Here is a 26,494-nt window from a genome sequence, read left to right as displayed (position 1 = left end):
AGCGGGCGCCGGGCAGCTTGCTTCCGGCGCCCGTAACGGTTTTGCGTCATTCCGTTCCGCCGGGCGGGGCGGATTGACGCGCCCCCGCCCGACGGGAAAGGTGAGAGCATGATCACCTTGGCACCTGCCTCCCCCGTCAAAAAGTCCTCCCCGTCCCGCAAGGCACTAGCCCTGGTGGCTTTGCTGACTCTCTCCGGTTCCGCGCTGGCCGGCTGCGGCGGCTCAGGGGACGACGGCGACGCGTCGGTGTCCCCGTCGGCGTCAGCCAGCGAGACCACGCCCGCTCCGTCCCCATCGACCGAATCTGCTTCTGCTCCGGCGTCCTCACCGGCCACCGGAGGCGGGGCAGCGGCCGTTGGCCCCGTTCCCTGCACTGCCGACATGCTTGCCGGCGCTGTGGAGAACGTTCCCGGCGGCGCCGGTGCGGACGGTATCTCCCGCGTCCTGGTGCTGACCAACATCTCCGCTGACGGTACCTGCACCGTGGCCGGCTATCCGGGTGTCTCCTACCTCGACGCCGCCGGACAGCAGGTGGGCGCACCGGCCGCCCGGAGCGAGGGCGCGGCCGCCGTTCCCGTCACGCTGGCACCCGGCCAGGCTGCGGCCGCCGAGCTGCGGGAAACCGTGGCGCAGAAGTACGGAAACTGCCAGGTGCAGGAGACTGCGTCCCTGCTGGTCTACCCGCCGGAGGACACCGCTTCCCTGACCGTCCCCTACCCCTCCACGGGTTGCACCAACGCGGATATCGAGCTGATGCAAGTGGGTATCCTGCAGGCACGTTGATTTTCGGCCCGCAGCCGAACCCCCGGTGGCAGCAGCCAAACTGTCACCGGGGTGGGGAAGAATAGTGGCATGACATCGGCATCTTCGGTGCTAGCCAAGTTCACCCCCGCCACCCGGGAATGGTTCGAGGGTGCCTTCACTGCGCCCACCCCGGCGCAGGTGGGAGCTTGGGATGCGATCTCGGAGCGGGCCAATGCGTTGGTGGTCGCCCCCACCGGGTCAGGCAAAACCCTGGCCGCGTTCCTCTGGGCGCTGGACAGCTTTATCGCCTCTGCCGCCGCTGCCGGCCCCGAAGGCCTGCCGCCCGCCGAACTGCCGCTTCCGGAACTGCCGGAAGCCGCTCCCAAACCCGCGGGACGGAAGCGCACCCGGGAACCCAAACGCAAAACCAAGGTCCTGTACATCTCCCCGTTGAAGGCCCTCGGCGTCGACGTGGAACGCAACCTCCGCTCGCCGTTGATCGGCATTACGCAGACGGCCAAACGGCTGGGGCTGCCGGCGCCGTCCATCACCGTGGGCGTCCGGTCCGGGGACACCCCGCAGAATGAGCGGCGCGCCCTGCTGACGCGGCCGCCGGACATCCTCATCACCACGCCCGAATCCCTGTTCCTGATGCTCACATCCTCCGCCCGGGAAACCCTGACCGAAGTGGAAACCGTGATCGTGGATGAGGTGCACGCCGTGGCAGGCACCAAACGCGGCGCCCACTTGGCCGTGACGCTGGCGCGGCTGGACGCCATGCTGGAAAAGCCCGTGCAGCGGATCGGGCTCTCCGCCACGGTGGAGCCGCACGAAACCGTGGCGCGTTTCCTTGGCGGCAACGCTCCGGTGCGGATCGTGGCGCCGCAGTCCCGGAAGAACTGGAACCTCACCGTCACCGTTCCGGTGGAGGACATGACGGATCTGGGCAACGCACCTACCACTGAGGACACCGTTGAGGGCGGTTACGCTCCGCAGGCGAGCATCTGGCCGCATGTGGAGGAGAAGATTGTCGACCTCATCGAGGCCAACCGCTCCACCATCGTGTTCGCCAACTCCCGGCGCCTCGCCGAGCGCATCACCGCCCGCCTGAACGAGATCCATGCCTTCCGGCTGGAGGCTGCGCAGGCGGCCACCGGAACGGACGGGATCCCGGCCCCGGCAGCACCTGCACGTCCGCCGGCCCAGATCATGGCGCAGGCCGGGGTGTCCGTGCTGCGGCGCGAGGACCTCGCCGTCGAAGACGACACGCCCGTGCTCGCGCGGGCGCACCACGGCTCGGTGTCCCGGGACCAGCGGGCCCTGATCGAAGACGACCTGAAATCCGGCCGGCTGCGCTGCGTGGTGGCCACCAGCTCGCTGGAGCTCGGCATCGACATGGGGGCCGTGGATCTGGTGGTGCAGGTCGAATCGCCGCCGTCGGTGGCCAGCGGCCTGCAGCGGGTGGGCCGGGCCGGGCACCAGGTGGGCGAAATCTCCCAGGGCGTGATGTTCCCCAAGCACCGCGGCGACCTGCTGAACTCGGCCGTCACCGCCGAACGGATGCTCGCGGGCCAGATCGAACCCCTGGCCATACCGGCCAACCCGCTGGACATCCTCGCCCAGCAGACCGTGGCCGCCGCCGCGCTGGGTTCCATCGACGTGGAGGAATGGTTCGACGTCGTCCGCCAATCCGCGCCCTTTGCCGGCCTGCCGCGCTCCGCGTTCGACGCCACCCTGGACCTGCTTTCCGGCCGCTACCCCTCGGACGAGTTTGCCGAGCTGCGGCCGCGGATTGTCTGGGACCGCACCGAAGGCACCATTACCGGCAGGCCCGGAGCGCAGCGCCTCGCCGTCACCTCGGGCGGCACCATCCCCGACCGCGGCCTCTTCGGTGTCTACCTGGTCGGCGATTCCGAAGGAAAGAACAGCCGCCGGGTCGGTGAACTTGACGAGGAAATGGTCTACGAATCCCGGGTCGGGGACATTTTCGCCCTGGGTGCCACGAGCTGGCGGATCGAAGACATCACCCATGACCGGGTGCTGGTCTCCCCCGCCTTCGGCCAGCCCGGCAAACTGCCGTTCTGGCGCGGGGATACCCTCGGCCGGCCGGTGGAGCTGGGCCGTGCCCTGGGCGCCTTCGTCCGTGAGATGGCCGCCGCTGATGACGCAGCGGCCCGGGAACGCCTGACCGCCGTCGGTCTGGATGATTGGGCCGCCGGCAACCTGATCAATTACCTGCGCGAGCAGCAGCAGGCCACCGATGTGGTGCCCAACGACCGGTCGCTGGTGGTGGAACGCTTCCATGACGAACTCGGCGACTGGCGGGTAGTCCTGCACAGCCCGTACGGCATGCCTGTCCATGCGCCCTGGGCACTCGCTGTCGGGGCGCGGCTGCACGCCCGCTACGGGCTGGATGGATCTGCCATGGCATCCGACGACGGCATTGTGCTGCGCGTGCCGCTGATGGAGGACGAACCGCCCGGCGCCGAGCTGTTCCTGTTCGACCCCGAGGAACTCGATTCCATTGTCACCGCCGAGGTTGGCGGCTCGGCGTTGTTCGCCTCACGGTTCCGGGAGTGCGCGGCGCGAGCGCTGCTGCTGCCGCGGCAGAACCCCTCCAAACGCACCCCGCTCTGGCAGCAGCGGCAGCGGTCTGCGCAGCTGCTGGATGTCGCCAAAAAGTACCCCACGTTCCCGATCCTGCTCGAAACGGTCCGCGAATGCCTGCAGGATGTCTATGATCTGCCGGCCCTGAAAGACATTGCGTCCGGGATTGAACGGCGCGAGATCCGGTTGGTGGAAACCACCACGCCCTCGCCGTCGCCGTTCGCCCGCTCCATGCTGTTCGGCTATGTAGGTGCGTTCCTGTACGAGGGCGATTCGCCGCTGGCCGAACGCAAGGCCGCCGCCCTGTCCCTGGATCCCACGCTGCTCAATGAGCTGCTGGGCCGGGCCGAACTGCGCGAACTGCTGGATGCGCGGATCATCGCCCGGATCGAAAGTGAACTCCAGCGCCTGGCTCCGGACCGCCATGCGCGCGGACTGGAAGGCGTGGCGGACCTGCTGCGGCTGCTCGGCCCGCTCTCCGTTCCCGAGGTCGCCGCCCGCCTGCAGCCGGTGGAGCTCCTCACGGACGACACCGGGACGGCAGTGGAACCGGCTCCGGCCGCCGCCGCTCCGGAGGATGCCGAAGAGCTGCTCGAGCAGCTGGTCCGCGCCAACCGGGCCCTGAAAATCGGCATGGCCGGCAGCACCCGGTATGCGGCCATCGAAGACGCCGCCCGGCTGCGGGACGCCCTCGGAGTTCCGTTGCCGATGGGCGTGCCGCTGGCGTTTATCGAACCCGTTGCGGATCCGCTCGGTGACCTGGTGGGCCGGTATGCACGGACCCACGGGCCTTTCACCGCCGCTGAAGCCGCCGCCCGGCTGGGCCTCGGCGTCGCCGTCGTCACGGGCACCCTGCAGCGTCTGGCCGGCGAGGGACGCGTCGCGGAGGGCGAATTCCGCCCGGCCGAAACGCTGCTTCTGGACGCGGCCGACGGCGTCGACTCCACCCCCCCTGCCACCGTCACCGTTCCCGGCTCACCCGCCGGAACCGAATGGTGCGACGTCGAGGTGCTGCGGCGGCTGCGCCGCAGTTCGCTGGCGGCCCTGCGTTCCGAGGTGGAGCCGGTGGACCCGGCCACCTACGGGCGGTTCCTGCCGGTCTGGCAGAACGTGGGTTCGGCGCTGCGCGGGCTCGACGGCGTGGCCACCGTGATTGACCAGCTTTCCGGCGTGCCGATTCCGGCATCGGCCTGGGAACCGCTGATCCTGGGCTCCCGGGTGCGCGACTACGCCCCGGCCATGCTGGACGAGCTGACCGCCACGGGCGAAGTGGTGTGGTCCGGCAGCGGTTCCCTGCCGGGCAACGACGGCTGGATAGCCCTGCACCTGGCCGAAAACGCGCCGCTGACGCTCAACCCCTCCCCCGATTTCGAGCCGGGCAGGCTGCACCAGCGGCTGCTGGAACTGCTGGGCAACGGCGGCGCGTACTTCTTCCGCCAGCTCGGCGACGGCCTCGCCGCGGACGGCATGGCCGAAACGGATGCGAACATCATTTCCGCGCTCTGGGAACTCGTCTGGGCCGGGCGGATCAGCAATGACACCTTCACCCCGGTGCGGTCCCTGCTCTCCGGCGGGAAAACCGCCCATAAGCAACGGGCCGCCACCCCGCGTGCCCGCACCGCACGGATGGGACGGCTGGGCCGGGCACCCGGGGCGTCGCTGACGGGCAGCTCCATGCGGCTGGCGGCCGGCGGCGCGTCCTCCCCGGCACTCCGCAACGCTCCGCCCCTGGTCGCGGGGCGGTGGAGCATGCTCCCCGCAGTGGAAACCGACGCCACCCTGCATGCGCACGCCACGGCCGAGCTGATGCTGGACCGGTACGGTGTGGTCACCCGCGGCTCCGTGGCCAGCGAAGGCACCCCGGGCGGTTTCGCCCTGCTGTACCGGGTGCTGGCCCGGCTGGAGGAGATGGGCAGGTGCCGGCGCGGCTACTTCATCGAGCAGCTCGGCGCCGCCCAGTTCGCCGTGCCCGCCACGGTGGACCGGCTGCGTTCCTTCTCCGAAGACGCGCAGTTGAAGCAGCCCGAACCGTCCGCCGTCGCCCTGGCTGCCACCGATCCGGCGAACCCCTACGGCGCCGCCCTGCCCTGGCCCACGCTGGAGGGCGGACACCGGCCCGGCCGCAAGGCCGGGGCACTGGTGGTCCTGGTCGACGGCGAGCTTGCACTGTACGCCGAACGCGGCGGCAAGACCCTCCTGACCTTCACCGAGGAGCCGGCCGCCTTGGAGCTTTCCGCTGCCGCCCTGGTGCGGATTATCCAACGGGGCGCGGCGGAGAAAATGGCCATCGAGAAGGTCAACGGGACGGATATCCTCGATACGGACGCTGCACGGGCACTGACCGCTGCCGGTTTCTACACCACGCCGAAAGGGCTGCGCTACCGTGTCTGACGTGCTGGCCCAGTGCGGAGTCGAACCGGGGAGGAACCGTGCCTGAGGGCGATACCATCTGGCGGGCGGCGAGGGACCTCAATGCCGTCCTGGCCGGCAAAGAGCTCACCCGGTGCGATATCCGCGTCCCGAAATTCGCCACCACCGATTTCACCGGCTCCGCCGTGCAGGACGTCGTGTCCCGCGGCAAGCATCTGCTGATCCGCGGCGGCGATCCCGTGGACGGCTGGATCCTCCACTCCCACCTGAAAATGGAGGGGCTTTGGCACGTTTACGCGCGCGGCGAGAAGTGGCGCCGGCCCGCGTTCAAGGCCCGCTGCATCCTCGAAACGGACACCCACCAGGTGGTCGGCTTCGACCTCGGGTTCCTTCGGGTCCTGCCCCGGTCGGACGAGGATGACGCCGTCGGCTACCTCGGCCCGGACCTGCTGGGGCCCGACTGGGACGCCGAAGAAGCGCTGCGCCGCCTCTCCGCCCAGCCGGACCGGCCCATCGGCCTTGCCCTGCTGGACCAGCGGAACCTCGCCGGAATCGGCAACATCTACCGGTGCGAGCTGTGCTTCCTGGCCGGCATCCACCCGCTGACCCCGGTCTCGGACGTCCCGGATCTACCCCGCCTGGTGGACCTGTCCAAGCGCCTCTTGGAGGTCAATAAGGCCCGCTCCCGCCGGATCACCACCGGCGCCATGGGCCGGGACCAGCTCTGGGTCTATCGCCGGGAACGGCGGGGCTGCCTGCGCTGCGGCACCAAGGTGGCGCATGAGCTGCTCGGCGACACCGAGATGGAAATGCGGGACCTGTATTACTGCCCGCACTGCCAGCCGTTTCCGAGTTAGCCGGGGTCGGGCTTCCTTACCTGAGCTGCCGGCCGGCCCGCCGGATTGAGTCACCGATGCGGTGCAGCCGTTCCGAGTCCAGCTTCCAGGCCTGCCAGTACAGCAGGACGTCCCGGTGCGCACGCTCATCGAGCAGCACCAACGTCCCGTCCTTGAGCTCGTTACCCAACTGCAGTTCCGGCAGCATGCCCCAGCCGAGTCCTGCACGGACCGCAGCCACGAAGGCCTCCGAGGACGGGATCGTGTGCCGGGGCGGTCGTCCGTCAACGCCGCGTGCCTGCAGGAACCGGCGCTGCAGATCGTCCTTGGCATTGAATTGAACCACCGGCATGGCTGCCCAATCGACACCGTCTTCGCGCGCGAAGCGCTGCTGCAGGTCAGGCGTCGACACCGGGAGATAACGCATGGCGCCCAAGGCCTCGACCCTGCAGCCGTTGACCGGTGTCGGATCGGCAGTGACGGCGCCGATTACGTCCCCTTGGCGCAACAGCTGCGCACTGTGGTCCTGGTCTTCGACGTGCAGGTCCAGGGTGCTGTCCGTCCACTCGGCTGCTTCAGAGAGGACGGGGACGAACCATGTGGCGAGGGAGTCCGCGTTGACGGCCACCGGCGTCGGCGTCCGCGGTGACGTGCCACCCGAGAGCGCGGAACGGGTTTCCCCTTCCAGCAGCTGCACCTGCCGTGCCATGCGCAGCAGAACCATGCCCGCATCCGTCGGAGTGCAGGGTGTCCCCCGGCGAATGACGACCTGGCCCACGGAGCTTTCCAATGCCTTGATGCGCTGGCTTACCGCGGACGGACTGATATGCAGCCGATCCGCCGCCGCTTCGAACGTGCCCTCGTCTACGACGGCGGACAGTGCGCGGAGATGCTCAAAGTTCATGAAGCAAACCTAATGCATCCTTCAAATCATTCGTTTGTCTGAACCACTGCAGCTGGTTACCGTCGAGGAATGCTAAGTATCTGGGCAACCGGAATGGTCACCGGTTTCGGACTGATTGTGGCCATCGGGGCGCAGAATGCCTTCGTCCTGCGGCAGGGACTGCGGCGGGAACACATCGGCGCGGTAGTGGCCCTGTGCATCATCAGCGATGCCCTGTTGATCTTCGGCGGCACCGCCGGAATCGGGGCATTGGTGTCCCGTTTCCCGGCGGTCCTGGACATCCTGCGCTGGGCCGGCGCCGCCTATCTCGCCTGGTGGGGTATCCGCTCGCTGATCTCCGCCGCCAGGCCCTCGGCACTGGAAGCACAGGCACCGCGGGCCAAGGGCACCGTCATCCTGACCACCCTTGCCCTGACCTTCCTGAACCCGCACGTGTATCTGGACACCGTGGTGCTGCTGGGCAGCCTGGCAAACCAGTACGGTTCAGACACGCGCTGGATTTTCGCCGCCGGCGCCGCAGTCGGCAGCCTCATCTGGTTTACCGCGCTGGGCTACGGTGCCCGCAGCTTATCTGGGGTGCTGAACCGGCCGCGCACCTGGCAGATTGTGGACCTGCTGATCGGCGTCGTTATGCTGTTCCTCGCCGTCCGGCTGGTCTTGGGCTGATCCGGACGACGGCGGTGGTCCGGCCGTGCGTGCTCGCCGGCTAGGCCCGCGGGGCGTGCGTGGCCGTGACCCAGCGCAGCAGCGAGTACAGCAGCTGGGAAGCGCCGGGCATAAAGCCGGATCCGTGGTGGTAGACCGGGTCCATGGTGGTCACCAGCAGGCGGGCAGGCTGGTTTGCCTCATCCACATACAGCAGCGTGCCGGATTCGGCGCCGTCCTCTTCCATCACCACCAGCGAGCGGGCACCGGGACGCGGATGCAACAGCCCGTGATGATGCCAGGACACCGACCAGGGGGTGAAGAACTCCCACATCGGATCCTCAGGCAGCCGCAGCCGGGTGCCGTTGTCCTCGCCGGTGCGCCACATCCAGAACACCGTGGGGCGGAAACTGTAGCCGACGCCCGGCAGCCACTGTTCAACCTTGTTCTCACCAAGCACGATCACGGTTTTCCCCGGGTCGGACAAAGCGGCCAGGATGGCCGGAACAAAGCGCCCAAGCTGGCCCTGATGCAGCCGGTCGCTGACAATCACCACGTCCAGGTCCGCGAGTACGGCCGGATCGGCGTCCGGAAGATAAACGGACTCCAGCCGGTACGGCGCCAGGGCCGGGTCGGCCAGGGTCCGCAGGGGCTGGAAGGTGCCGCAGTGCAGCAGCCCGATCCGCGGGGCGGCTGATCCCTCGGTGCGTGAAACGGCGGAGGGCCGGGGTCCGACGACGGCAGGAGCGGGGGCGGGGGCCGGCTCGGCCGCGGTGCGTTCCCCGGCTTCCAGCCACTGCACCAGGTTCGGGCCCAGCACGCGGGCGGAATACTGATCGTCGCTGAAGCTCTCCAGGTCGTTGCCGCCGTGCACCAGCACTTCGCCGGAGCCGATCCTGTAGCTGTAGTCCAGCGGGAGCAGGTACTGGCCGATGCCGGTGACCACGGTCGCGCTCTCGGGCAGGTCCAGGTGATAGCCGCGGCCGTAGAAACCGGCGACGCCGATCTCCTCCAACCGCTCGTAGCTGTGGGTTCCGGGCACCCCGGTGCGGTAGTGCAGGTCCCGGTAGTCAATGCCTGTCCAGACCGGGTGTGGAGAGACCGGATGCGGCCGGACGTCCTGCGCGCCGCGGAATTCCAGCTTGCGCCAGACCGCCAGCCCGTCGATGAAAGGCTTAACCACCTGGCCGTTGACCAGTACCCGGCCGCCGGCGCGGACAAAGCCGGTGAGCGCTTCGCGGTGCTTGCCCAGCAGGAGATGGTCCACGCCGCCGCCGATCACCAGCCCGTCGGCCGAGAGGATCCGGGCGCGGGCGGCGTCGTCGTCGAGGTCGTAGGCGTCGACATCCTCGAAGGCGCCGCGCCAGGTGGTGTCGGTCTGGCCACGCATCGGCGTGCCGCCGATCAAGCGGATAATCACGGGTGTTCCTTTCCAAGGGGTGTTCGTATTTCCACCGGAGTCGGCCCTGGCGCCGGTGCCCCGACTGCGCCGGGCACCGGGCAGGCACGGCAGGACGGGCCGAAATCCGGGACCGCGATCACGCGTTCGCCGGATACCGTGCCCACGGTGGGGGTGCAGATCGGCAGGCCGTAGACCTCGGAGAGGGCGGGGCCGGTAAGCAGCTCCTCGGTAGGTCCCCAGCGGACGTCGTGGCTGCCGACAAACAGCAGTGCGTTGCGGGACACGTGGAGTGCGTGGTCAGGATGATGGGTGGTCATGATGACGCCCATGCCCTCCGCGGCCAGTCCGGTGAGCACGCTCAGCACGCGGGACTGGTTGTTCAGGTCCAGTGCCGACGCCGGTTCGTCCAGGACGAGCAGTTCGCAGCCCGAGGCCACGGCCCGGGCAATCAGCACCAGCTGCCGCTGCCCGCCGGAGAGGGTGGAATAGTCGCGTCCGGCCCAGCCTGCCACGCCTACCCGTTCCATGGCCGCATCGGCGGCGGCATGGTCCTCCGGGCGCGGAGTCTGATAGGCGCGCAGGTGCCGGGTGCAGCCCATCAGCACCATGTCGGCGACCGTGAAGGACGGACCCGCGCCGTGGTCCTGGGGCACGTATCCGATGCCTGGCGCACCGTGAACCGTGCCCTCACGCGGGGCAAGCAGCCCGGAGAGGCACTTGAGCAGCGTGGTTTTGCCGCGGGCGTTGGGCCCCAGGATGGACAGGACCTCCCCGCGTTCCAAGGAAAATTCCAGGTTCCGGAAGAGCCACGGACGCAGCCGGGAATAACGGAAACCGAGGCCGGTGGCCTGCAGCAGCGGTGCGGAGTCAGCCACCGGGCTGCCCGTCAGGGGATCCCCGGGAACCGGGCGGGGCAGGGAAACGAGGGTCATGAGAGCTCGGCTTTCTTCTGCGAACGGGCCAGCAGCAGCACGAAGACGGGGGCGCCGATGATGGCGGTGAGGATGCCGAGCGGAAGTTCGCTGCTGCTGATGGAACGGCTAAGGGTGTCGATGAGCATCAGGTAGGTACCGCCCAACAGCAACGACGCCGGCAGCAGGATCCGGTGGTCCGGTCCCACCCAGATCCGGGCGAGGTGCGGAACCACGAGTCCCACCCAGCCGACGGCCCCCGCCACGGCGACGGTGCCTGCCGTCATCAGGGCAACGGCACACAAAAGCACCACCCGGGAGCGCTGCGGATTCACGCCCAGCGCGGCGGCGTCGTCGTCCCCCAGGGACAGCACATTCAGGCGCCAGCGCAGGGCCAGGACTATCACCGCGCCGATTGCCACCGGGACCAGTGCGGTGAGCACCTTGTCATAGCTGGCCGCGGCGATGGAACCGAGCAGCCAGTGCACGATCGAGGGCAGTTCGGAGTACGGGTCGGCCAGGTAGGTCATGAAGGAGACCAGCGCGTTGAAGAACGCCGCCACCACAATCCCGCCCAGGACGATCATCAGCATGGCGTTGTCCCGTCCGCCCAGCCGGCCCAGCAGCAGGACGCCGGCGAGTGCGGCCAGTCCGAACCCGAAGGCACCGCCGACCATCCAGCCGCCGGACAGGCCGAGGGTGAGCACCAGTACCCCGCCGAAGGACGCCCCGGCAGTGACGCCGATAATGTCCGGGCTGACCAGCGGATTGCGGAACAGCGCCTGCAGGCAGGCGCCGCCGAGCGAGAGCGCTCCGCCCACCAGGAAGGCCAGCAGCACGCGAGGCAGCCGTACATCCAGGACCACGGTGGCTTCCTGGTCGGTCCAGGTCCGGCGGAGCATCCCTTCGCCGCCGAAGAGTGCGGTGACTTCGTTGAACAGGATGCGCAGGATTTCGTTCGGCGGCACCCAGTACCGGCCGGCGGCCATGGAAACCAGGGCCACCGCACACAGGATCAGGACGCAGAGCGGCAGGATCAACCGGCGGCGGGCCGACGACGGCGGGGCACCTGCGGACGACGGCGATGTCGAGCCGTCACGGGCAGGTGCAGGTGCGCTGGAGCTATGCGGAGCCGCCATCTCAGCCGCGGAAGACGTCGTAGCCAACGCTGGCGCCGTTCAGGTCCAGCCGCAGTGCGGCATCAATCTGGGCTTCGCTCACTTCGTACCCGTAGAGGTACGCAATCTTTTCCTTCATGGCGGCGCGCATGGTGTTGCTGGTGCGGCCGGGATGGAACACCTCGGCTGCCCACTGCCACATCAGCGGGGACTCGGCGCAGGGAACCTCCCAGCGATAGCCACCCAGCGGGGCCTTGTAGACCCGGCGGTTTTTCACGGCAGATACGGAGGCGAGGGAGGGATCCGCGTAGACCTCGGCCGGGGTGCGGGTATCGAAGCCGCCCAGCGTGATGACCTCGGGATCCCACTCAATCAGCTGCTCGGCGCTGACCACGTTCTCGGCGGAAAGGTTCTCCGCCGCCATGTTCTGCCCGCCGGCCAGCTCCATCCAGTAGTGCATGTAGGAGGACTTGTTGGAGGCCGAATAGCCGTCGCCGGACTGGCCCAGGTGGACCACCCGCACGGGCGTGGAAACCGCGGCGAGTTCATCCTCCAGCCGGCCGATTTCGGCGTGCATCCAGTCCACGATTTCGGTGCCGCGCTCAGGCTTGCCGAGGATGGTGGCGAACAGGGACACCCAGGTTTCCAGGTATTCCTGCGTTCCGTAGAGCAGGCAGACCGTTTTGAAGCCGGCGTTTTCCAGCGGCTCCACAAGTCCGTCGCCCTGGTCCGCCCACTGGAACACAACGTCGGGCTCCAGTTTGGTGATGGTCTCGATGTTGGGGGTGAAGCTCGACGGCGCGATGGTGGTGGTGGTTTTCGAATCGGGGAACATCTCCCCGAACAGGCCCTGCCGGTTGGCCTGCAGCGTGGATTCATTGATGCCCACGATCTTGGCGTACCCGCCGTCCACGGCAGCCAGCATGGAGGGAGAGGGGATGACGGTGGTGGCGATTTTCTGCACCGGCCCATCGAAGGAAACCTGGACGCCGCGCATATCAGTCACGGTGAAACCGCCGGATCCTGCCGCATTCCCTGCCGCCGCCACAGTGTCACGGGTGGAGCAGGCCCCCAGCGCCAAGGCCAGGAAGCCGAGCCCGGCTCCGCCCAGGATATTGCGGCGCGAGGGTCCGGTTTTGGGACCGGACGGGGAGATTTCGGGTGCAGTCAAGGACGTTCCTATCGCAGGCGAGAGGTAAGGATTACCTAAGGGGACACCTAACATCTGACCACAGCCGAAGAGATTACATCACGTTTTTATGCCCTAATTGCAGTGTGAAATGCATCGCATTAATTCCTAGGCGTCCTACCTTCCAGCGAGGCTAGGATTGGACGAATGGACACCCCAAAACAGCTCCCGGAGCAGGACGGCTACTGGTACGGCCCCGATCCGGAGCATCCAAAAGCCCGCGCCGTGCTGGATGCAGTGCGCAGCTACCGCGCCGCCGAGACCCTGGTCCGCCGACGCACTCAGGGTGCCATGGGGATGAACGAAAACGACCTCCTGGCCATGCGCTGCCTGATGCAGGCCCGGCAGGCCGGTGGAAGCCTCAGCCCCAAGGACCTGAGCCGGCTCCTTGGGATCTCCACCGCCTCCACCACTGCACTTATCGACCGGCTGGAACGCGGCGGATACGTCCGACGGCGTGCCCGGCCCAATGACCGCCGCGCCTGGGAGATTGTCCCCACCGACGCATCGGACGCCGATGTTCGCCAGACCGTGGGTGATATGCACCGGCGCATGATGCAGGCCGCGGCAGAGCTGTCACCGGAGGAAGCCGGGATTGTCATTTCCTTTATGGACCGCCTGCGTTCCGCGCTGGAGGAACCGAAGCCGGATCCGGGGAAGCCGCAGCACTGATCCCGCCCGGGATTTGTCGTCGCACCGGGAATCCAGACCCGAAAGCTGGACTCAACTGCGCACCCATCCTATCGTTAGCCGGATTAGTAAATAGAAAAACTAGCTAATAATCCGGGGGCGGCATGGACAGGTATCCAGCATCAAGAACCGCAGCATCCCCTGTTTCCGACGCCTCGGGCTTTAGCGCCCATGTACTCATCGGCGGCCGGTTCTGCCTGGACGAACCTATCGGGCGGGGCACTGCCGGCTACGTCTGGCGGGCTACCGATCTGGCGTCCCTGGAGAAGGTGGCGGTAAAGATCTTTTCCGCCCCGCTTGGGCACAGGCCGGAGGGGCATGAAGCCATCCGGGAAGCGGCCGCGCTGCGGGCCGTCGAGAATCCGCACGTGGTTCGGATGATTTCCACGGGCACCATCAGCCACCCCGGCACCGGCGTGCAGACGCCGTACCTGGTCCTGGAACTGGTGCAGGGCACCGACCTCCGGCAGAACCTCTCCGGCGGGCTGCCGCCCAGCGACGCTGCGCGGCTCGGCGTCGAGCTCGCCGCCGGACTTGGCGGCGTGCATGCTGCGGGGTACATCCACCGGGACGTGAAACCCTCGAACATCCTGGTGGATCCGGCAACCGGCCACGCCAAAATCACGGATCTGGGCATCGCCGTCAGCAGCCAGGGGGTCGGGGATAAGGAACCGTCCTACGGGAGCCTGCCCTACATGAGTCCCGAGCAGGTGCGGCGCGCACCCCTGACCTCCGCCACGGATATTTACTCGCTGGGACTTGTCCTGCTCGAATGCCTGACGGGGGTCCGCACCTTCGACCTGCCGCAGGTCGAATCCATGGTGGCCCGGACGGTCCGCGGACCGGTGATCCCGCCCGCGCTCCCCGCCGGATGGCGGTCGCTGCTGTCCGCCATGACCTCGCTCTCGCCGCGCGAACGCCCCAGCGCCGAGCAGTGCCGGGTGGAGCTGGCCTCCCTGCAGCAGCCCGCACACGCCGCCGCCGCCTGAACACGGGCAACCGCGCGGACGCGGCCGGCAGCTAGGGCAGCTTGCCGGCCATCCGTTCGCGCATCTGGCCGCTGGCCCCATTCAGTCCGGTGATCCGCACCTCGGTTCCGCGCCGCCGGTACTTCTCCGTCACGGCGTCGAGCGCAGCCACGGTTGACGCGTCCCAGACGTGGGAGCCACTCAGGTCAATGACCACATTCGCCGGATCCAGGACGTACTCGAACTGGGAATACAAATCATTCGAGGAAGCGAAGAACAGCTCGCCGTTCACCGTATAGACGGCGGTGGCATCGGCGTCGTTCCCGGTGACCGTGCGATCCACGGTGACGAAGTGCGCCACCCGGCGCGCGAACAGCACCATGGCCACCAGCACCCCGACGCCGACGCCGCTGGCCAGGTTGTGGGTCCAGACGGTCACGGCCACGGTGGCCAGCATGACGGCGGTTTCACTCTTGGGCATCATCTTCAGTGTGGACGGGCGGATGCTGTGCCAGTCGAAGCTGGTGACCGCCACGAAGATCATCACGGCCACCAGGGCTGCCATCGGAATCAGGGCCACAACGTCTCCCAGGACAACCACCAGGAGGAGCAGGAATACCCCGGCCAGGAACGTGGAAATCCGGGTTCGGGCACCGGAGCCCTTCACATTGATCATGGTCTGGCCGATCATCGCGCATCCGCCCATGCCGCCGAAGAATCCGGTAATGAGGTTGGCTGCACCCTGGCCCCAGGCTTCGCGGGTCTTGTTGGAGCGGGTGTCGGTGACATCATCCACCAGCTTGGCCGTCATCAGCGATTCCAGCAGCCCCACAAATGCCACGGCCAGTGCGTAGGGGAAGACCACCTGCAGGGTGTCGAGGCTGAAGGGCACATCGGGCAGCAACAGCGACGGCAGGCTGTCCGGCAGTTCGCCTTTGTCCCCGACGGTCGGGACGGAAAGGGACGCGAACACCGTGATGGCCGTGAGGACCACGATGGCCACCAACGACGCCGGCACCGCCGCCGTGAGCCGGGGCAGGCCGAAGACGATCAACAGCCCAAGCGCCACGAGCGGATAGACAAGCCAGGGCACCCCCAGCAGTTCGGGCACCTGGGCAATGAAGATCAGGATGGCCAGCGCGTTGACGAAGCCGACCATCACCTGGCGCGGAATGAAGCGCAGGAGTTTCGCCACGCCAAGCAGTGCCAGCAGCACCTGGAAAACCCCGGCCAGCAGCACGGCGGCAATCATGTACTCCACGCCGTGGGAGGCCACCAGCGGTGCAATCACGAGGGCCACAGCCCCGGTGGCGGCGGAAATCATGGCCGGACGGCCGCCGAGGAACGCGATGGAGACAGCCATCGTGAAGGCCGAAAACAGGCCGATCCTCGGGTCCACCCCGGCAATGACCGAGAAGGCCAGGGCCTCGGGGATGAGCGCAAGGGCCACCACCAGTCCGGCCAGGACCTCCGTCTTGAGCAGTTTCGGCGAACGCAGGGTACGCATGACCGACTGGCGCTCTTCCGGCGTCAGGGCCGGCGTCGTCGTTGGAGGCGGCGCTGTCCGCGTCGGCTCCTTCTGGTCAACAGGAGGAAGAAATGGTTCGGTGGCCACCGGGCTCCGTTTCGGATGATGGGGTTTCTGCGGCAGGATCTGCCTGGATTGCGAGGAGGGCGGGCCTGTTCTACCCAGAACAGCCAAGCCCAATTTAAGCCCGCACGCGCGATATCCTGAAACCGTGATGCAGTCCCCGCTTCCCGTGCGCAACGGAGTCAACGCCACCCGCCTGCGCCTTCCCGGTGAAGGACCGTGGGACACCGCCATGGACTACGTGCTTGAACGGTTCGGCCATGTGGATCCGGACGGAATCATAGAGCGGTTCGAACGCGGTGAAGTAGTGGGCATGGGCGGCATTCCGCTGACCGCGGCCACTCCCCTGACCGAGCACACCTTCATCTGGTACTACCGGGAGCTTCCGCCCGAAGAGCGGATCCCGGTGGAGATCGGCATCCTGCACCAGGATGAGGACCTGCTGGTGGTGGACAAGCCGCATTTCCTGCCGACGACGCCGGGCGGCATGTACGTGGCCGAGTCGGCCCTGGTGCGGCTGCGGGTCCAATTGGGGATTCCGGACCTGATTCCCATGCACCGCCTGGACCGCATGACCGCCGGCGTGCTGCTGTTCTCCACCAACCCCGAGACCCGGGGCAAGTACCAGACCCTCTTCGAGAAGCGCCGGATCAGCAAGGAGTACGAAGCGGTGGCTCCGGTGCGGGAGGACCTCGACCTGCCGCGGATTGTCCGCAGCCGGATGATCAAATCCCGCACCTACCTGCTGGCCCAGGAGGTCGAGGGCGAACCCAATGCGGAGACCCGGATCGAGCTGATGGAGACCAGCGGCGGGCTGGGCCGGTACCGGCTGCTGCCGCATACGGGGAAGACCCATCAGCTGCGGGTGCACATGGCATCGCAGGGCATCGGCATCCTGAATGATTCGTTCTACCCGGAGCTGCTGCCCCAGGCGCCGGACGACTATTCCCGGCCGCTGCAGCTGCTGGCGCGGTCCGTGCAGTTCACCGATCCGCTGACCCGCCTGCCGGTGGAGTACCGCAGCCGGCTTTCCTTGGACGCTTTCCCCGGCGCCTAGGGCCGTCCTTTTACAGCAGGTCCTCCTACAACACCGTCCAGCGTCCGCGCATCCGCCGGAGCACACGCAGGTCCTGCCCGTTCGCTACTTCTTCCACTGCGGCACGCATGTTGATGGCGGCGCGGCGGGCCCGTGAGTTTTCCACGGACCATTCATCGTCCGGGACGGTGAAACGCAGCGTGATCCGCGGAACCCCGGAGACGATATCCAGCTGGTTTGCCTCCACGTGGTGGGCGGCCCCCAGGGCGGCGACGGCCGTTTCCATGACGGCCTCGGGCGGATTGCCCGGCTTCAGTCCGAGAATATTCAACTGGACGCGGAAAGAAGGCATGGATCCAGCCTAGTGCGGATGCCGGGGGTGCCTGCGACGCCGTCCATCACCGGACCAGCACCCCGTCCGTTACGGGCAGGAGCCGGGCACAGGCATGGGGCCCGGCGGGCAGTCCGTAGACCACTCTCGCCGGACCCCATGAACGTATGCGCCGTTGCCTGGGGCGTCGTCGGCTTAGACGTCGTCCGGGTTGAAATCGGCAAGCGGGTCGCCGCCGCGGTGTGCGGGGTCATCGCTGGCGTCTTCGTCGCCTACCGTCGGATCGCCGAAGTCGACGTCGTTGGCGGCCTCGCCGATGGTCGGTGCTTCCGGCGGAATCTGCGTGTCCCCGTTCAGGAAGCGCTCTTCGGCGGTCTCGTCGCGGAGGGTCTGATCGGAGAGCTCACCGGGTTCGTTCAGCGGTGCTTCCTCGCGGATCAGCGGGTCTTCCTGCCAGTTGTCCGGGTTGTCTTCTGCTGCCCCGGGGTACGTGAGGTCTTCAGCGTCCACCAGCTCATCCTGCTCCAGCAGCTCGTCTTCGGACACCACCGTCAGCTCGTCCGGAGTGGCCACAGCGGCGACGTCGTCGGCGAGAACCGGATCGTCGCCCAGCTCGGGATCGGGAATGCTCTGCTCGGTCATAAACCATGCCTTTCACGTCCGGTGAACCGGGCCGCTGTTCCTGCGGCCCATTTAGTAAGCCTACTGATCCTGAGGGCGGCATGCCACCCGGCCGTTCCGCCGGGCAGCAAATGGTGCCCGGCCGTCAGCGCCAAGTGCAGGCCTCGAAACCGTGGAAATCAACACTCTGGCCCGGTTCTATCCCGGCCAGCCAGCTCCCTCTGCGCCGGGGCGGGCAACCACCCGGGGCGGGCAACCACCCGGGGTGGGAAACCCTGCGGTTTGGGGCAATCCCTGGGGTTTGTGTCGATCCCTGCGCCGCGCGAAGCGGGGAACCCGACAAACCGAAGGGATTCGGACAAATCGTAGGGAAACGCCCGGAAACGGCCTGCGGCAAAGGCACTTCGGCACGCAGGACTGGGGCCCCTGCTTCCCGGGCAAGCCTTTCGGCCAGCGGCCGTGCGATTTCCGCCTGGTTTGGGAATTTGCTGCCGGTTTGGGAAAACGCTCCGCTGCGCAGCGGCAGGGATTTCCCAAACCGGCAGGTTTTTCCCATAACGGAGCAAAACCGGATCGCTTCGGAGCGACCTTACGGGCCAAACACCCGAGTTAACCGGTTCAGCGTTCGGCCCGGCTCCTTTCAGCCACCCCGCAGGCGGAAACCCTGCGGTTTGTTGCAATCCCTGCGCCGCGCAACGCGGGGAACCCGACAAACCGAAGGGATCTGCACAAACCGAAGCGTCTGGACGAAGGCGGCACGCCGGGGCTCCGCTGCTGCCTGCACCAACCGGGGCTCCGGAGGGGCCTGGATAAGGCGGCTTTAATATTTCCCGCGAGCTCTGCGAGCGCGGAAATTTCGTTGCCGCCGTTCCAGGCCCCACGGGGACCCACCCCGACGCACGCAGCAGACCCCACCCCGCAGGATCCAGCGAAGACCCCTAACGCAGGGCCGATACCCCGGTGATGTCCCGCCCGACAATCAGCGTGTTGATCTCATAGGTGCCTTCATACGTGTAGATGGCCTCGGCGTCGGCGAAGATCTTGGCCATCCGGTAGTCGGTGACAATCCCGTTGCCGCCGAGGATGCTGCGGCCCAGTGCCACGCTTTCGCGCATCCTGGCACTGGCGTAGGACTTCGCCAGGGCGGCCCGCGCCATATCCCCGGAGGCTGTGCCGGCGACGGGCGCTTCGTTACCGGGTACGGGGTAGCCACCGTGTTCGAGCTCGGTAACCCGGGCCAGCATTCCGGTGCTGGCCACCGCATTGCCGAGGATCTGCACCAGCTGCTGCTGGATCAGCTGGAAGGCTGCCAGCGGGCGGCCGAACTGCAGGCGTTCGACGGCGTACGCGCGGGCGACGTCGAACGCGGCCAGCTGGGCTCCCACCGCCTGCCAGCCGACCATGATCCGGGATCCCTGCAGCAGCTGCTTGGTGTCGTCGAAGCTTTCCACGCCGGCGAGCAGGTCAGCGGCGGGCACCCGGACGTCAGTCAGCACAATGTCCGCGTTCTGCACCGTTCGCAGCGCGGTCTTGTTCTCGATCCGGGTCCGGGTTACTCCGGGCAGGTTCGCGTCGAGCAGGAAACCGCGGGTGTGTCCGGTTTCCGGTTCCCGCGCCCACAGGACCATGTAGTCGCAGAACGTGCCGTTGCCGATCCAGCGTTTGGCACCGTTCAGCACCCATGTGTCGCCGTCGCGCACGGCGGTGGTGGACATGCCGCCGGCAACATCGGAGCCGTGTTCCGGCTCGGTCAGCGCGAAGGCACCGGTAATCCGCAGCGCACGGGCGTCGTCGAGCAGCCGGGACTTCTGCTCCTCGGAGCCAAAGACATGCAGCGCTTCGACAAACAGGTCATGGTGGACCATGAAGAACGTGGCGAGCGAGGTGTCGGCGCGCGTCATTTCCGCGATCACCAGGCCTGCGAACAGCGGCGAGTAGCCCTGCTGGACAGGCGTGGAAAGTTCCAGCTGTGCCAGCTTCGGCAGGAGGTCGGAGGGGAAACGCGCCTCGTTCCACCAGTCCACGGCGTGCGGCAGCACTTCCTCGGCGAGGAAGCGCCGCAGTTCGGCAAGCTTGGCTTTCTCGGTGTCGCTGAGCAGGTCTTCGAAACCGTAGAAATCGGCGTCGGGCAGTTGGTGCAGTGGTGCGGAGGAGCTCATGAAGGTCAGCGCGGTCCCATCCGGATGGCGCCGTCCAAGCGGATGGTCTCGCCGTTGAGCATCTGGTTTTCAATGATGTGGGCTGCCAGGGAGGCGTATTCCGTGGCCCGGCCCAGGCGCGAAGGGTGCGGCACCTGTGCGGCCAGGGAATCCTGGGCGGCCTGCGGCAGTCCCGCCATCATGGGTGTTTCGAAGATTCCCGGCGCGATGGTGACCACCCGGATCAGGTGCCGGGCCAGCTCACGCGCCAGCGGGAGCGTCATGGCGGCCACGCCGCCCTTGGAGGCGGAGTAGGCGGGCTGGCCGATCTGGCCGTCAAAGGCGGCAACGGAGGCGGTGTTGATGATGACGCCGCGTTCCTCGGTCCCGTTGGCGGTGACCGGATCGGTTTCGGCCATGGCAGCGGCGGCGAGCCGGGTGACATTGAAGGTGCCGATCAGGTTCACGCTGACCACGCGGGCAAAGTCCTCCAGCGCAAGGACGCCGTCGCGGCCCAGCACCTTGCCCGGTGTTGCGATACCCGCGCAGTTCACGGCCACCCGGAGCGGTCCTGCAGCCATGGCTGCTTCGACGGCGGCCTGCATCTGTTCCGGGTTGGTGACGTCACCGGGGACGAACCGGGCGTTGTCGCCGAGTTCCGCTGCATAGGCAAGGCCCTCGGACTGCGGCAGGTCCACCAACACCACGGAGGCGCCGGCGTCGTACAGCCTCCGCGCCGTGGCCCGCCCGAGTCCGGACGCTCCCCCTGTGACTATGGCTGATGCGCCTGCGATGTCCATGCGTTCCTCCTGGCAGATTTGCTCACCGGCAGTGTCGTCTATGTCACACCGGCAGTATCCGAGCCTACTGTGCGTTGGCCGGTGCCGCATCTTCGGCGGCTGGCATAGGGTTGGCGCATGCTCTACGAGGATTCCGACGACCGCGCCGAGACCGCCGCGCGCACCGTGAGCGCCGCGTTTGGCCGTTCGTTTGCCGGGTTGCCCGGGACCCATCTGGCTGCCACCAGCCGCCCGGCCTCGCTGCTGCAGCAGCTGCGCCAGCCCTGGCATTACTGGTGGCAGGCACACTACCTCGATGCCCTGATCGACGCCGGCCTGCGCGAACGCCGCACCGGCACGCCGTTCCGCGGACCGGAGCATCCCTCGGCTGCGGACCTGGCACCGGCGCTGGTGCGGACCATCGGACTGCGGAACCGGATGCACTACACCAACCGTTTCTATGACGACATGGCGTGGCTGGCCCTGGCCGTCGGCCGCCTGAACTCGTTGTCGGGAGCGCGGGACCGGCAGCGCCCCTACCGGAAAATCCTCTCCACCCTGAACACGGCGCTGGAGTCCGCCCACACCCCGGAACTGGGCGGCGGCATCTACTGGAACAAGGACCGCAACTTCAAGAACACCCCGGCCACCGCTCCGGCTGCCCTGCATTTTGTCCGCACCGGATCACGGGACCGGGCGCAGGAGCTGGTGGATTGGCTCAACGCCACCGTGCTGGATCCGGAAACCGGACTGTATCTGGACGGGGTCAAGGTGGTCCGGGGCCGTCCGCAGCTGGAGAGCACCGTGTTCACTTACAACCAGGGGCCTGTCCTGGGTGCCCTGCTCGAGCTCGGCGGCAGTGCCAACCTCACCCGCGCTGCGGAACTGGTGCGCGCCGTCGACACCCACCTGACCGACGACGGCGGCACCTCGCGCGTGCTGCGCACCCACGGCACCGGCGACGGCGGTCTTTTCACCGGCATCCTGGCGCGCTACCTGGCCCAGGCCGCCGTGTCCCCCGCCCTGCCGGAACCGTCCCGCCGGACGGCGGCCGCGCTGGTGGAAGCCACGGCGACGGCACTGTGGGAGGGCCGGAGCAAACGGGCGGACTGGATCCTCTTCTCCGCCAAGCCGCTGGTACCGGCCGCCGTATCCTACCCGGGCGGCTCCGCCGTCGGGCTTTCCACCCAGCTTCAGGCCTGGATGGTCCTCGAAGCGTCGGCGCGGGTGCAGCGGGCCGGGGCGGACCTCACCTGAGGCACAGCATCAGCCCGTCTTGAGCGGGTGCTGCGACGCCGCCGCTGCCGGGTCCAGATCCGCCAGCGTGATCAGGTGCTGCGGGTGCTGCGGGAGCGGAAACGTGCGCAGGACATTGAGGTCGCTGTCCACATGCAGCATTTCGCCGGAGTCCAGCAGCCGCCAATTCGGGTTGGCATCCATCTTTTCGGTTGCCACCAGCACTTCCGGCCGCTTCTCCTCGCGTATCTGGTCACTGTGGACGCTGATCCGGCTGCTCCGCTTCTCCCCCACCGGACCGCCCGGCCCCTGCTGCAGGACGTACAGCGGATGGGTGTCCGGGTAGCGCACGGCCCACAGCTCGGTGGCGGTGGTGAGGATGATGTTCACCGCGTACAGCCGCAGGTTCTGCGCAATCCAGGTCAGCGTTGATGCAATCGCAGCCGAAACGTCTCCGCCGTTCACCCTCGCTGCGCCGGTGATAAGGGCGAAGACCCGCTCGCTGTCCGTCTCCCCCTTGACCAGGTGGTACATCTCCAACTGGCGCAGCCGGTCATCGAGCTTGTCCAGGTCCTCCACCACCCCGTTGTGGGCCAGGAGACGGTTGTCCTGCTCAAAGGGGTGCGTGTTGACGTCCGTGTCCCCGCCGGTGCTGGCGTAACGCACGTGCGCCAGGAAGGTGGTGCTTTCCAGTTCCCGGGCCTCCTGGGCGTACTGCACATCCTGATACGCAGCGATGGGCGCTTTATCGACCACCGGGCTGCCGTCGGGGGCAAACGTTCCGATCCCGAAGCCGTCCGCTTCCTTACGGCTCTGCTGGGCCAGGCTGTCCGGGGCCGTGAGCAGCCAGAACGTTGCCCGGACCGGATCCTTCCCGGCATGCATACCAAAGAGTCGGCACATGTGGACCTCCTGGGGGCGGTTCTGGTGGACGGATGGGGCCCCGGTTGAACCGAGGAAGCCAAGCCGCGGCGGCTAGGCGTTAGGCGCCTGCCCCACCGCTGACGGAGGTGACGGCTTCCGTTTCTGCGGATAGGGCGCGCGGTGTTCGCTGAGCATCTGCACATAGTCCGCGATCCAGCGCTCGCGGGTTGCCTGCGTCTTGAGGCCTTTGAGCCGGATGTACATGGCGAAGCGGTTCTGCGATGTCAGCACGTCGAACATTTCCTGGGCTGCGGGAACGGCGGCGATGGCCGCCCGAAGGTCCTCCGGGATTTCCGCTGTTGCCGATCCGGCGTAGGCGGCATCCCAGCGGCCGTCCACCTTCGCGCTGAGAACGGCGTCCCGTCCGGCCGGATGCATTCTGCCTTCCGCTTCCAGCCGGTTGATGTAGCCAACGTTCCGCAGCGACCAGTTACTGCGCGGACCGCGCGGCTGAAACCGCTGCAGGTAGCTTTGCTCGTCGCGCCGGTCAGCCTGCGCATCGATCCAGCCGAAACAGAGTGCTTCCTGAAGGGCCTCGCGATACGTCAACCGGGTGACGCTTCCGCCCTTCTTCCCCAGCACCAGGCGGACGCCGACGGATAACCCGTAATTGTGCTCCAGCCACTCCCGCCAGGCCCCGGCATCCGGCAGGAGAAGCTCCGGGAGGTCCCGTGTCATAGCCCAAGTCTAGGGATGCACCCGCCGGGCTGAAAGGGTCCGGGCCGGTTCAGCCGATGGCCGAAGCGTAGCGTGCCGTGTGACGGGCACGGCACCTTTGGGGTAGAACACTGCTATGAACGTTCGTACTCCTGACCCGTATCCAGGCTGGCTCTCCGAGGAAGATCTCTACGAGGCCAGGCAGCGCCTGCCCATGGTTTACGTCGAGGCGGTGCCCGTGCGGTGCGACCCGCTGGGCTACGTCACCGAGGTTGGGCTGCTGCTGCAGGCGACGCCGGAAGGCCAGATGGTACGTTCCTTCGTTTCGGGCCGGGTGCTGTACCGCGAAACCATCCGCGGGGCCCTGCTGCGCAACCTGGAGAAGGATCTGGGGCCGATGGCGCTGCCGCAGCTGCCGCCCACCCTGGTGCCGTTCGCCGTCGCCGAGTATTTCCCCTCCCCTTCGCAGAGCGGGCTGACGGATGAACGCCAGCACGCCGTGGCGCTTGCCTATCTGATTCCCGTGACCGGTGAGTGCAATCCCCGCCAGGACGCACTGGAACTGTCCTGGCTGACTCCGGACGAAGCACTCAGCCCCGCGATCTACGCCGAATTCTCCGGCGGCCGCGGAGACCTGCTGCGCCAGGCACTGGCCTCGGCCGGCTGGGGCCGCTGAAAAAGTCGCAGCTGACAAGCTTTATATACTGGAGGTTCTGGGGAGCCGAGGTCCAACCACGAAGGAATCGCCATGTCTGAGAGCCTGCCGGAAACGTACGCGTTCCGGGTCAACGCGGAACTGCTTGCCCCCGGACAGATCCTTGTCCCGGGTGAGGGTGCTGCAGAACCACTGGCTCCGGTAGCCGGAACCAGTGTGGAGGCCGATGATTTCGGTGTTCCCGCGCTGGTGCTCGCTAAATTGGACGACGGGACTTCGCTCCGGCTGGCCTACGGATCAGCCGTCCGGGTACAGGCTCCGGCTCCCGAAGGTGCGCCGTCGGATGCTGTTCGACAGGTGCCTTCGGAGGAAGACAACGCGGCCGAAATCATTGCCGACGCCGCGGCCGCCCACCCGGAAAACTCAGCCGTACAGGAGATTGCAGCGCGCCTGGACCGTGGTTTGAACGTGAAATCCGGCAGCCACCTGCAGGATGTCCGAGATTTGGCCCACATTCTCTACATCGATCTCGGTGATGCTGAAAACGCCCTGAGGGTCTGCAACGTCATCACCGGGCTCCCCTTTGACGGGAACTTTGGCCGTTGGAACTGGATCCAGGGCGCTTTGGCCCTGGCGGCGCACATCACCCATGAGGCCGGCGACGCCGAGAGCGCGGCGGCGTACAGCCATGCTGTGCGTGCTGCGGACACATCCGAGACCGACCCGATGAAGGCCAAGCTGGCTGCCGAGCTGCTGCAGCGCCAGCTGAACGAACCCAACCTGTACGACCGCGAAATCCACCGGGCTGCCGAGGCCGGAAAAGATGCCAGCGAACGGGAATGGCGGGTCCTGCGCCTGAACGCCCTGCTCTACCTGCGCTCCCACGGCGGTTCGCAGACGCTGTCCGACGCGGAGCTGGACCGGCGCATCCGCACCGAGCTGATTGCCGTGCGCGGCTAGGCGGACTTCCGCTTCTTTTGCTGCAGCTGCTTTTGCCGGACATGGACGGCCACCACCACGGCCATGCCGACGACGGCGCCGATCAGCGTTTCAATGCCGCGGTCCCGCAGCAGCTCCATCGGGTTGCTCGGGTGCGCCAGCTCCGTGCTGACCAGCGCCAGCGGCGTGACCACCACCTGGGCCAGTGCGTATTGCCGGGCGATGAACATCTCCGCCCCGAACTGGCAAGCGGCAATGACCAGGACCATCTGCCAGGGCTCCAGGCCCGGAAGCAGGATCAGCGCCGTCAGCAATAGGCCGCCGAACGTGCCCAGGATGCGCTGCAGGCCGCGGTGGACCCGGTGGCGTACTGTCGCGCCGATCAGCGGAACGGTCGCCGCGACCATGGCCCAGTAGTTGTGGCCGATGCCCAGCAGGGTGGCGATGGATCCTGCCACCACTGCGGCCACCGCATACTGCAGCCCGTCAATGTAGATGAGGCGGCGCTGGGCCGGCGTGAAGCGCAGGCGTTCCGGTGGTTTCCATTCCGTGCGGTACTTCTGCACGAGCATCCCGGACAGGCCCAGCAGGATGGAGAAGGCCACCGTGAGGACTGCGGTGAGCATCCCCTGCCAGAGCGGAGGATGGTTCGGGACGGAGGATATGGCGGCGAAGGCGAAGATATGGAACAGGGAGCCGACCGGGCGCAGCCGCCAAAAGCCCGTGGCAATGGTGCCGAAACCGGCTACTGCCGTGGTGCCGATGACGGTTCCCCAGTCATCCAGGTCCAGGCGGGCGCACAGCGCTGCCGCCAGGATGACGGCCAGCATAAGTGTCCCGGCGCGGCCCTGGTGGCCCAGTCGCTGGCGGTGCGGTTCGTTCCGGCCGTAGATCCCGGTGAAGGCACCGAACGTGGCGAAAATGGCCAGGTCGATCCGCCCCAGGAAAAGCAGCAGGAGAAGCGGAACTCCCACTCCGATGGCGCAGCGGATGGCCGCGTGGTGGTCGTTGTGTGCCGGAGCGATCCTGAACATTTCCTGCAGGTGCGTCAACGCGGGTGGCCTCTGCCTTTCGTGCCGTAGGCATCGGGGGTGCGGGGATATTCCGGCGGCCGGGTGCATGGTCGGTTGAATTCCGCCAATCCAACCTATCCCCGGGAAAGCACCAGCAGATATAAATGTGGTGCATCTCCCAGCGGCCAGG

The 26,494-nt window shown here is 67.4% G+C and carries 23 protein-coding genes; 10 read left to right on the top strand and 13 right to left on the bottom strand.

Annotation, left to right across the window (positions count from 1 at the left end; all coding sequences use genetic code 11):
- Positions 1-108 precede the first annotated feature (108 nt).
- The 3 genes from NNX34_RS15385 (at position 109) to NNX34_RS15375 (ending at position 6,578) form a co-directional block, all read left to right on the top strand.
- Complete coding sequence (locus NNX34_RS15385; protein ID WP_255767400.1) at positions 109-783, top strand: DUF4232 domain-containing protein; 675 nt, start codon at positions 109-111, stop codon at positions 781-783.
- 69 nt (positions 784-852) lie between these two features.
- Positions 853-5,742, top strand: coding sequence for an ATP-dependent helicase (locus NNX34_RS15380; RefSeq protein WP_255767399.1), 4,890 nt, complete (start codon positions 853-855; stop codon positions 5,740-5,742).
- Between the two features lie 38 nt (positions 5,743-5,780).
- A complete protein-coding gene (locus NNX34_RS15375) occupies positions 5,781-6,578 on the top strand; it encodes a DNA-formamidopyrimidine glycosylase family protein (RefSeq protein WP_255767398.1) in 798 nt (265 codons plus the stop codon).
- A gap of 16 nt (positions 6,579-6,594) precedes the next feature.
- Here NNX34_RS15375 and NNX34_RS15370 read toward each other — a convergent pair whose 3' ends face one another.
- On the bottom strand, positions 6,595-7,461 hold the full coding sequence (locus NNX34_RS15370) for a LysR family transcriptional regulator ArgP (RefSeq protein WP_255767397.1): 867 nt from the start codon (positions 7,459-7,461) through the stop codon (positions 6,595-6,597).
- A 69-nt stretch (positions 7,462-7,530) separates the two neighbouring features.
- On the opposite strand from NNX34_RS15370, the gene NNX34_RS15365 reads away from it, so the two are divergent.
- Positions 7,531-8,127 carry a LysE/ArgO family amino acid transporter gene (locus NNX34_RS15365; RefSeq protein ID WP_255767396.1) on the top strand — a complete coding sequence of 199 codons (597 nt, stop codon included), beginning with the start codon at positions 7,531-7,533 and terminating at the stop codon, positions 8,125-8,127.
- A 40-nt stretch (positions 8,128-8,167) separates the two neighbouring features.
- Here the strand turns inward: NNX34_RS15365 and NNX34_RS15360 are convergent, their stop codons facing one another.
- From NNX34_RS15360 to NNX34_RS15345, 4 genes are read right to left on the bottom strand one after another with little or no spacing between them, the layout of a single operon-like run.
- A complete protein-coding gene (locus NNX34_RS15360; RefSeq protein WP_255767395.1) occupies positions 8,168-9,526 on the bottom strand; it encodes a hypothetical protein in 1,359 nt (452 codons plus the stop codon).
- The gene (locus NNX34_RS15355) at positions 9,523-10,440 is read right to left on the bottom strand and encodes an ABC transporter ATP-binding protein (RefSeq protein ID WP_255767394.1); all 918 of its coding nucleotides are present in this window, start codon (positions 10,438-10,440) and stop codon (positions 9,523-9,525) included. The genes NNX34_RS15360 and NNX34_RS15355 overlap by 4 nt, the downstream gene beginning before the upstream one ends.
- Entirely contained in the window at positions 10,437-11,585 is a 1,149-nt protein-coding gene (locus NNX34_RS15350) for an iron ABC transporter permease (protein ID WP_255767393.1), read from the bottom strand. Before NNX34_RS15350 ends, NNX34_RS15355 begins: the two co-directional genes overlap by 4 nt.
- Positions 11,560-12,708, bottom strand: a complete 1,149-nt coding sequence (locus NNX34_RS15345) for an ABC transporter substrate-binding protein (protein ID WP_255767392.1) — start codon at positions 12,706-12,708, stop codon at positions 11,560-11,562. The genes NNX34_RS15350 and NNX34_RS15345 overlap by 26 nt, the downstream gene beginning before the upstream one ends.
- Positions 12,709-12,873: 165 nt before the next feature.
- Here NNX34_RS15345 and NNX34_RS15340 point away from each other — a divergent pair, with 165 nt between their 5' ends.
- A complete protein-coding gene (locus NNX34_RS15340) occupies positions 12,874-13,398 on the top strand; it encodes a MarR family winged helix-turn-helix transcriptional regulator (RefSeq protein ID WP_255767391.1) in 525 nt (174 codons plus the stop codon).
- A 122-nt stretch (positions 13,399-13,520) separates the two neighbouring features.
- Positions 13,521-14,405: a serine/threonine-protein kinase gene (locus NNX34_RS15335; RefSeq protein WP_255767390.1), complete on the top strand. Its 885-nt coding sequence runs from the start codon at positions 13,521-13,523 to the stop codon at positions 14,403-14,405.
- Between the two features lie 31 nt (positions 14,406-14,436).
- Here NNX34_RS15335 and NNX34_RS15330 read toward each other — a convergent pair whose 3' ends face one another.
- Positions 14,437-15,891 (bottom strand): SulP family inorganic anion transporter, encoded by a 1,455-nt coding sequence (locus NNX34_RS15330; protein WP_255767388.1) that lies wholly within the window; start codon positions 15,889-15,891, stop codon positions 14,437-14,439.
- Between the two features lie 235 nt (positions 15,892-16,126).
- On the opposite strand from NNX34_RS15330, the gene NNX34_RS15325 reads away from it, so the two are divergent.
- A complete protein-coding gene (locus tag NNX34_RS15325; RefSeq protein ID WP_255767439.1) occupies positions 16,127-17,032 on the top strand; it encodes an RluA family pseudouridine synthase in 906 nt (301 codons plus the stop codon).
- 25 nt (positions 17,033-17,057) lie between these two features.
- On the opposite strand, the gene NNX34_RS15320 is transcribed toward NNX34_RS15325, so the two are convergent.
- From NNX34_RS15320 to NNX34_RS15305, 4 genes are all read right to left on the bottom strand, one after another.
- Positions 17,058-17,363: a hypothetical protein gene (locus NNX34_RS15320; protein WP_227924039.1), complete on the bottom strand. Its 306-nt coding sequence runs from the start codon at positions 17,361-17,363 to the stop codon at positions 17,058-17,060.
- A gap of 174 nt (positions 17,364-17,537) precedes the next feature.
- Positions 17,538-17,984 (bottom strand): hypothetical protein, encoded by a 447-nt coding sequence (locus tag NNX34_RS15315; protein WP_255767387.1) that lies wholly within the window; start codon positions 17,982-17,984, stop codon positions 17,538-17,540.
- A 917-nt stretch (positions 17,985-18,901) separates the two neighbouring features.
- Positions 18,902-20,122 (bottom strand): acyl-CoA dehydrogenase family protein, encoded by a 1,221-nt coding sequence (locus tag NNX34_RS15310; RefSeq protein WP_255767386.1) that lies wholly within the window; start codon positions 20,120-20,122, stop codon positions 18,902-18,904.
- Positions 20,123-20,127: 5 nt separating this feature from the next.
- Positions 20,128-20,901 carry an SDR family NAD(P)-dependent oxidoreductase gene (locus NNX34_RS15305; protein ID WP_255767385.1) on the bottom strand — a complete coding sequence of 258 codons (774 nt, stop codon included), beginning with the start codon at positions 20,899-20,901 and terminating at the stop codon, positions 20,128-20,130.
- 117 nt (positions 20,902-21,018) lie between these two features.
- Between NNX34_RS15305 and NNX34_RS15300 the strand changes: the two genes are divergently transcribed.
- On the top strand, positions 21,019-22,137 hold the full coding sequence (locus NNX34_RS15300; RefSeq protein WP_255767384.1) for a glycoside hydrolase family 76 protein: 1,119 nt from the start codon (positions 21,019-21,021) through the stop codon (positions 22,135-22,137).
- A 9-nt stretch (positions 22,138-22,146) separates the two neighbouring features.
- Here NNX34_RS15300 and NNX34_RS15295 read toward each other — a convergent pair whose 3' ends face one another.
- Both NNX34_RS15295 and NNX34_RS15290 read right to left on the bottom strand, forming a co-directional pair.
- The gene (locus NNX34_RS15295) at positions 22,147-23,019 is read right to left on the bottom strand and encodes a class II glutamine amidotransferase (protein WP_255767383.1); all 873 of its coding nucleotides are present in this window, start codon (positions 23,017-23,019) and stop codon (positions 22,147-22,149) included.
- A 72-nt stretch (positions 23,020-23,091) separates the two neighbouring features.
- Positions 23,092-23,718, bottom strand: a complete 627-nt coding sequence (locus tag NNX34_RS15290; protein WP_255767382.1) for a YdeI family protein — start codon at positions 23,716-23,718, stop codon at positions 23,092-23,094.
- Between the two features lie 115 nt (positions 23,719-23,833).
- Here NNX34_RS15290 and NNX34_RS15285 point away from each other — a divergent pair, with 115 nt between their 5' ends.
- Positions 23,834-24,373, top strand: a complete 540-nt coding sequence (locus NNX34_RS15285) for an NUDIX hydrolase family protein (protein WP_227924051.1) — start codon at positions 23,834-23,836, stop codon at positions 24,371-24,373.
- Positions 24,374-24,445: 72 nt separating this feature from the next.
- Entirely contained in the window at positions 24,446-25,312 is an 867-nt protein-coding gene (locus tag NNX34_RS15280) for a DUF6707 family protein (protein ID WP_255767381.1), read from the top strand.
- On the opposite strand, the gene NNX34_RS15275 is transcribed toward NNX34_RS15280, so the two are convergent.
- Entirely contained in the window at positions 25,309-26,325 is a 1,017-nt protein-coding gene (locus tag NNX34_RS15275) for an FUSC family protein (protein ID WP_255767380.1), read from the bottom strand. The genes NNX34_RS15280 and NNX34_RS15275 overlap by 4 nt on opposite strands.
- Positions 26,326-26,494: the final 169 nt, after the last annotated feature.

Origin of the sequence: Arthrobacter sp. zg-Y1116 (assembly GCF_024385485.1) — a bacterium.
Lineage (GTDB): Bacteria > Actinomycetota > Actinomycetes > Actinomycetales > Micrococcaceae > Arthrobacter_B.
The sequence above is the reverse complement of the archived record's forward strand: the minus strand, read 5'-3'. Positions and strand labels throughout refer to the sequence as shown.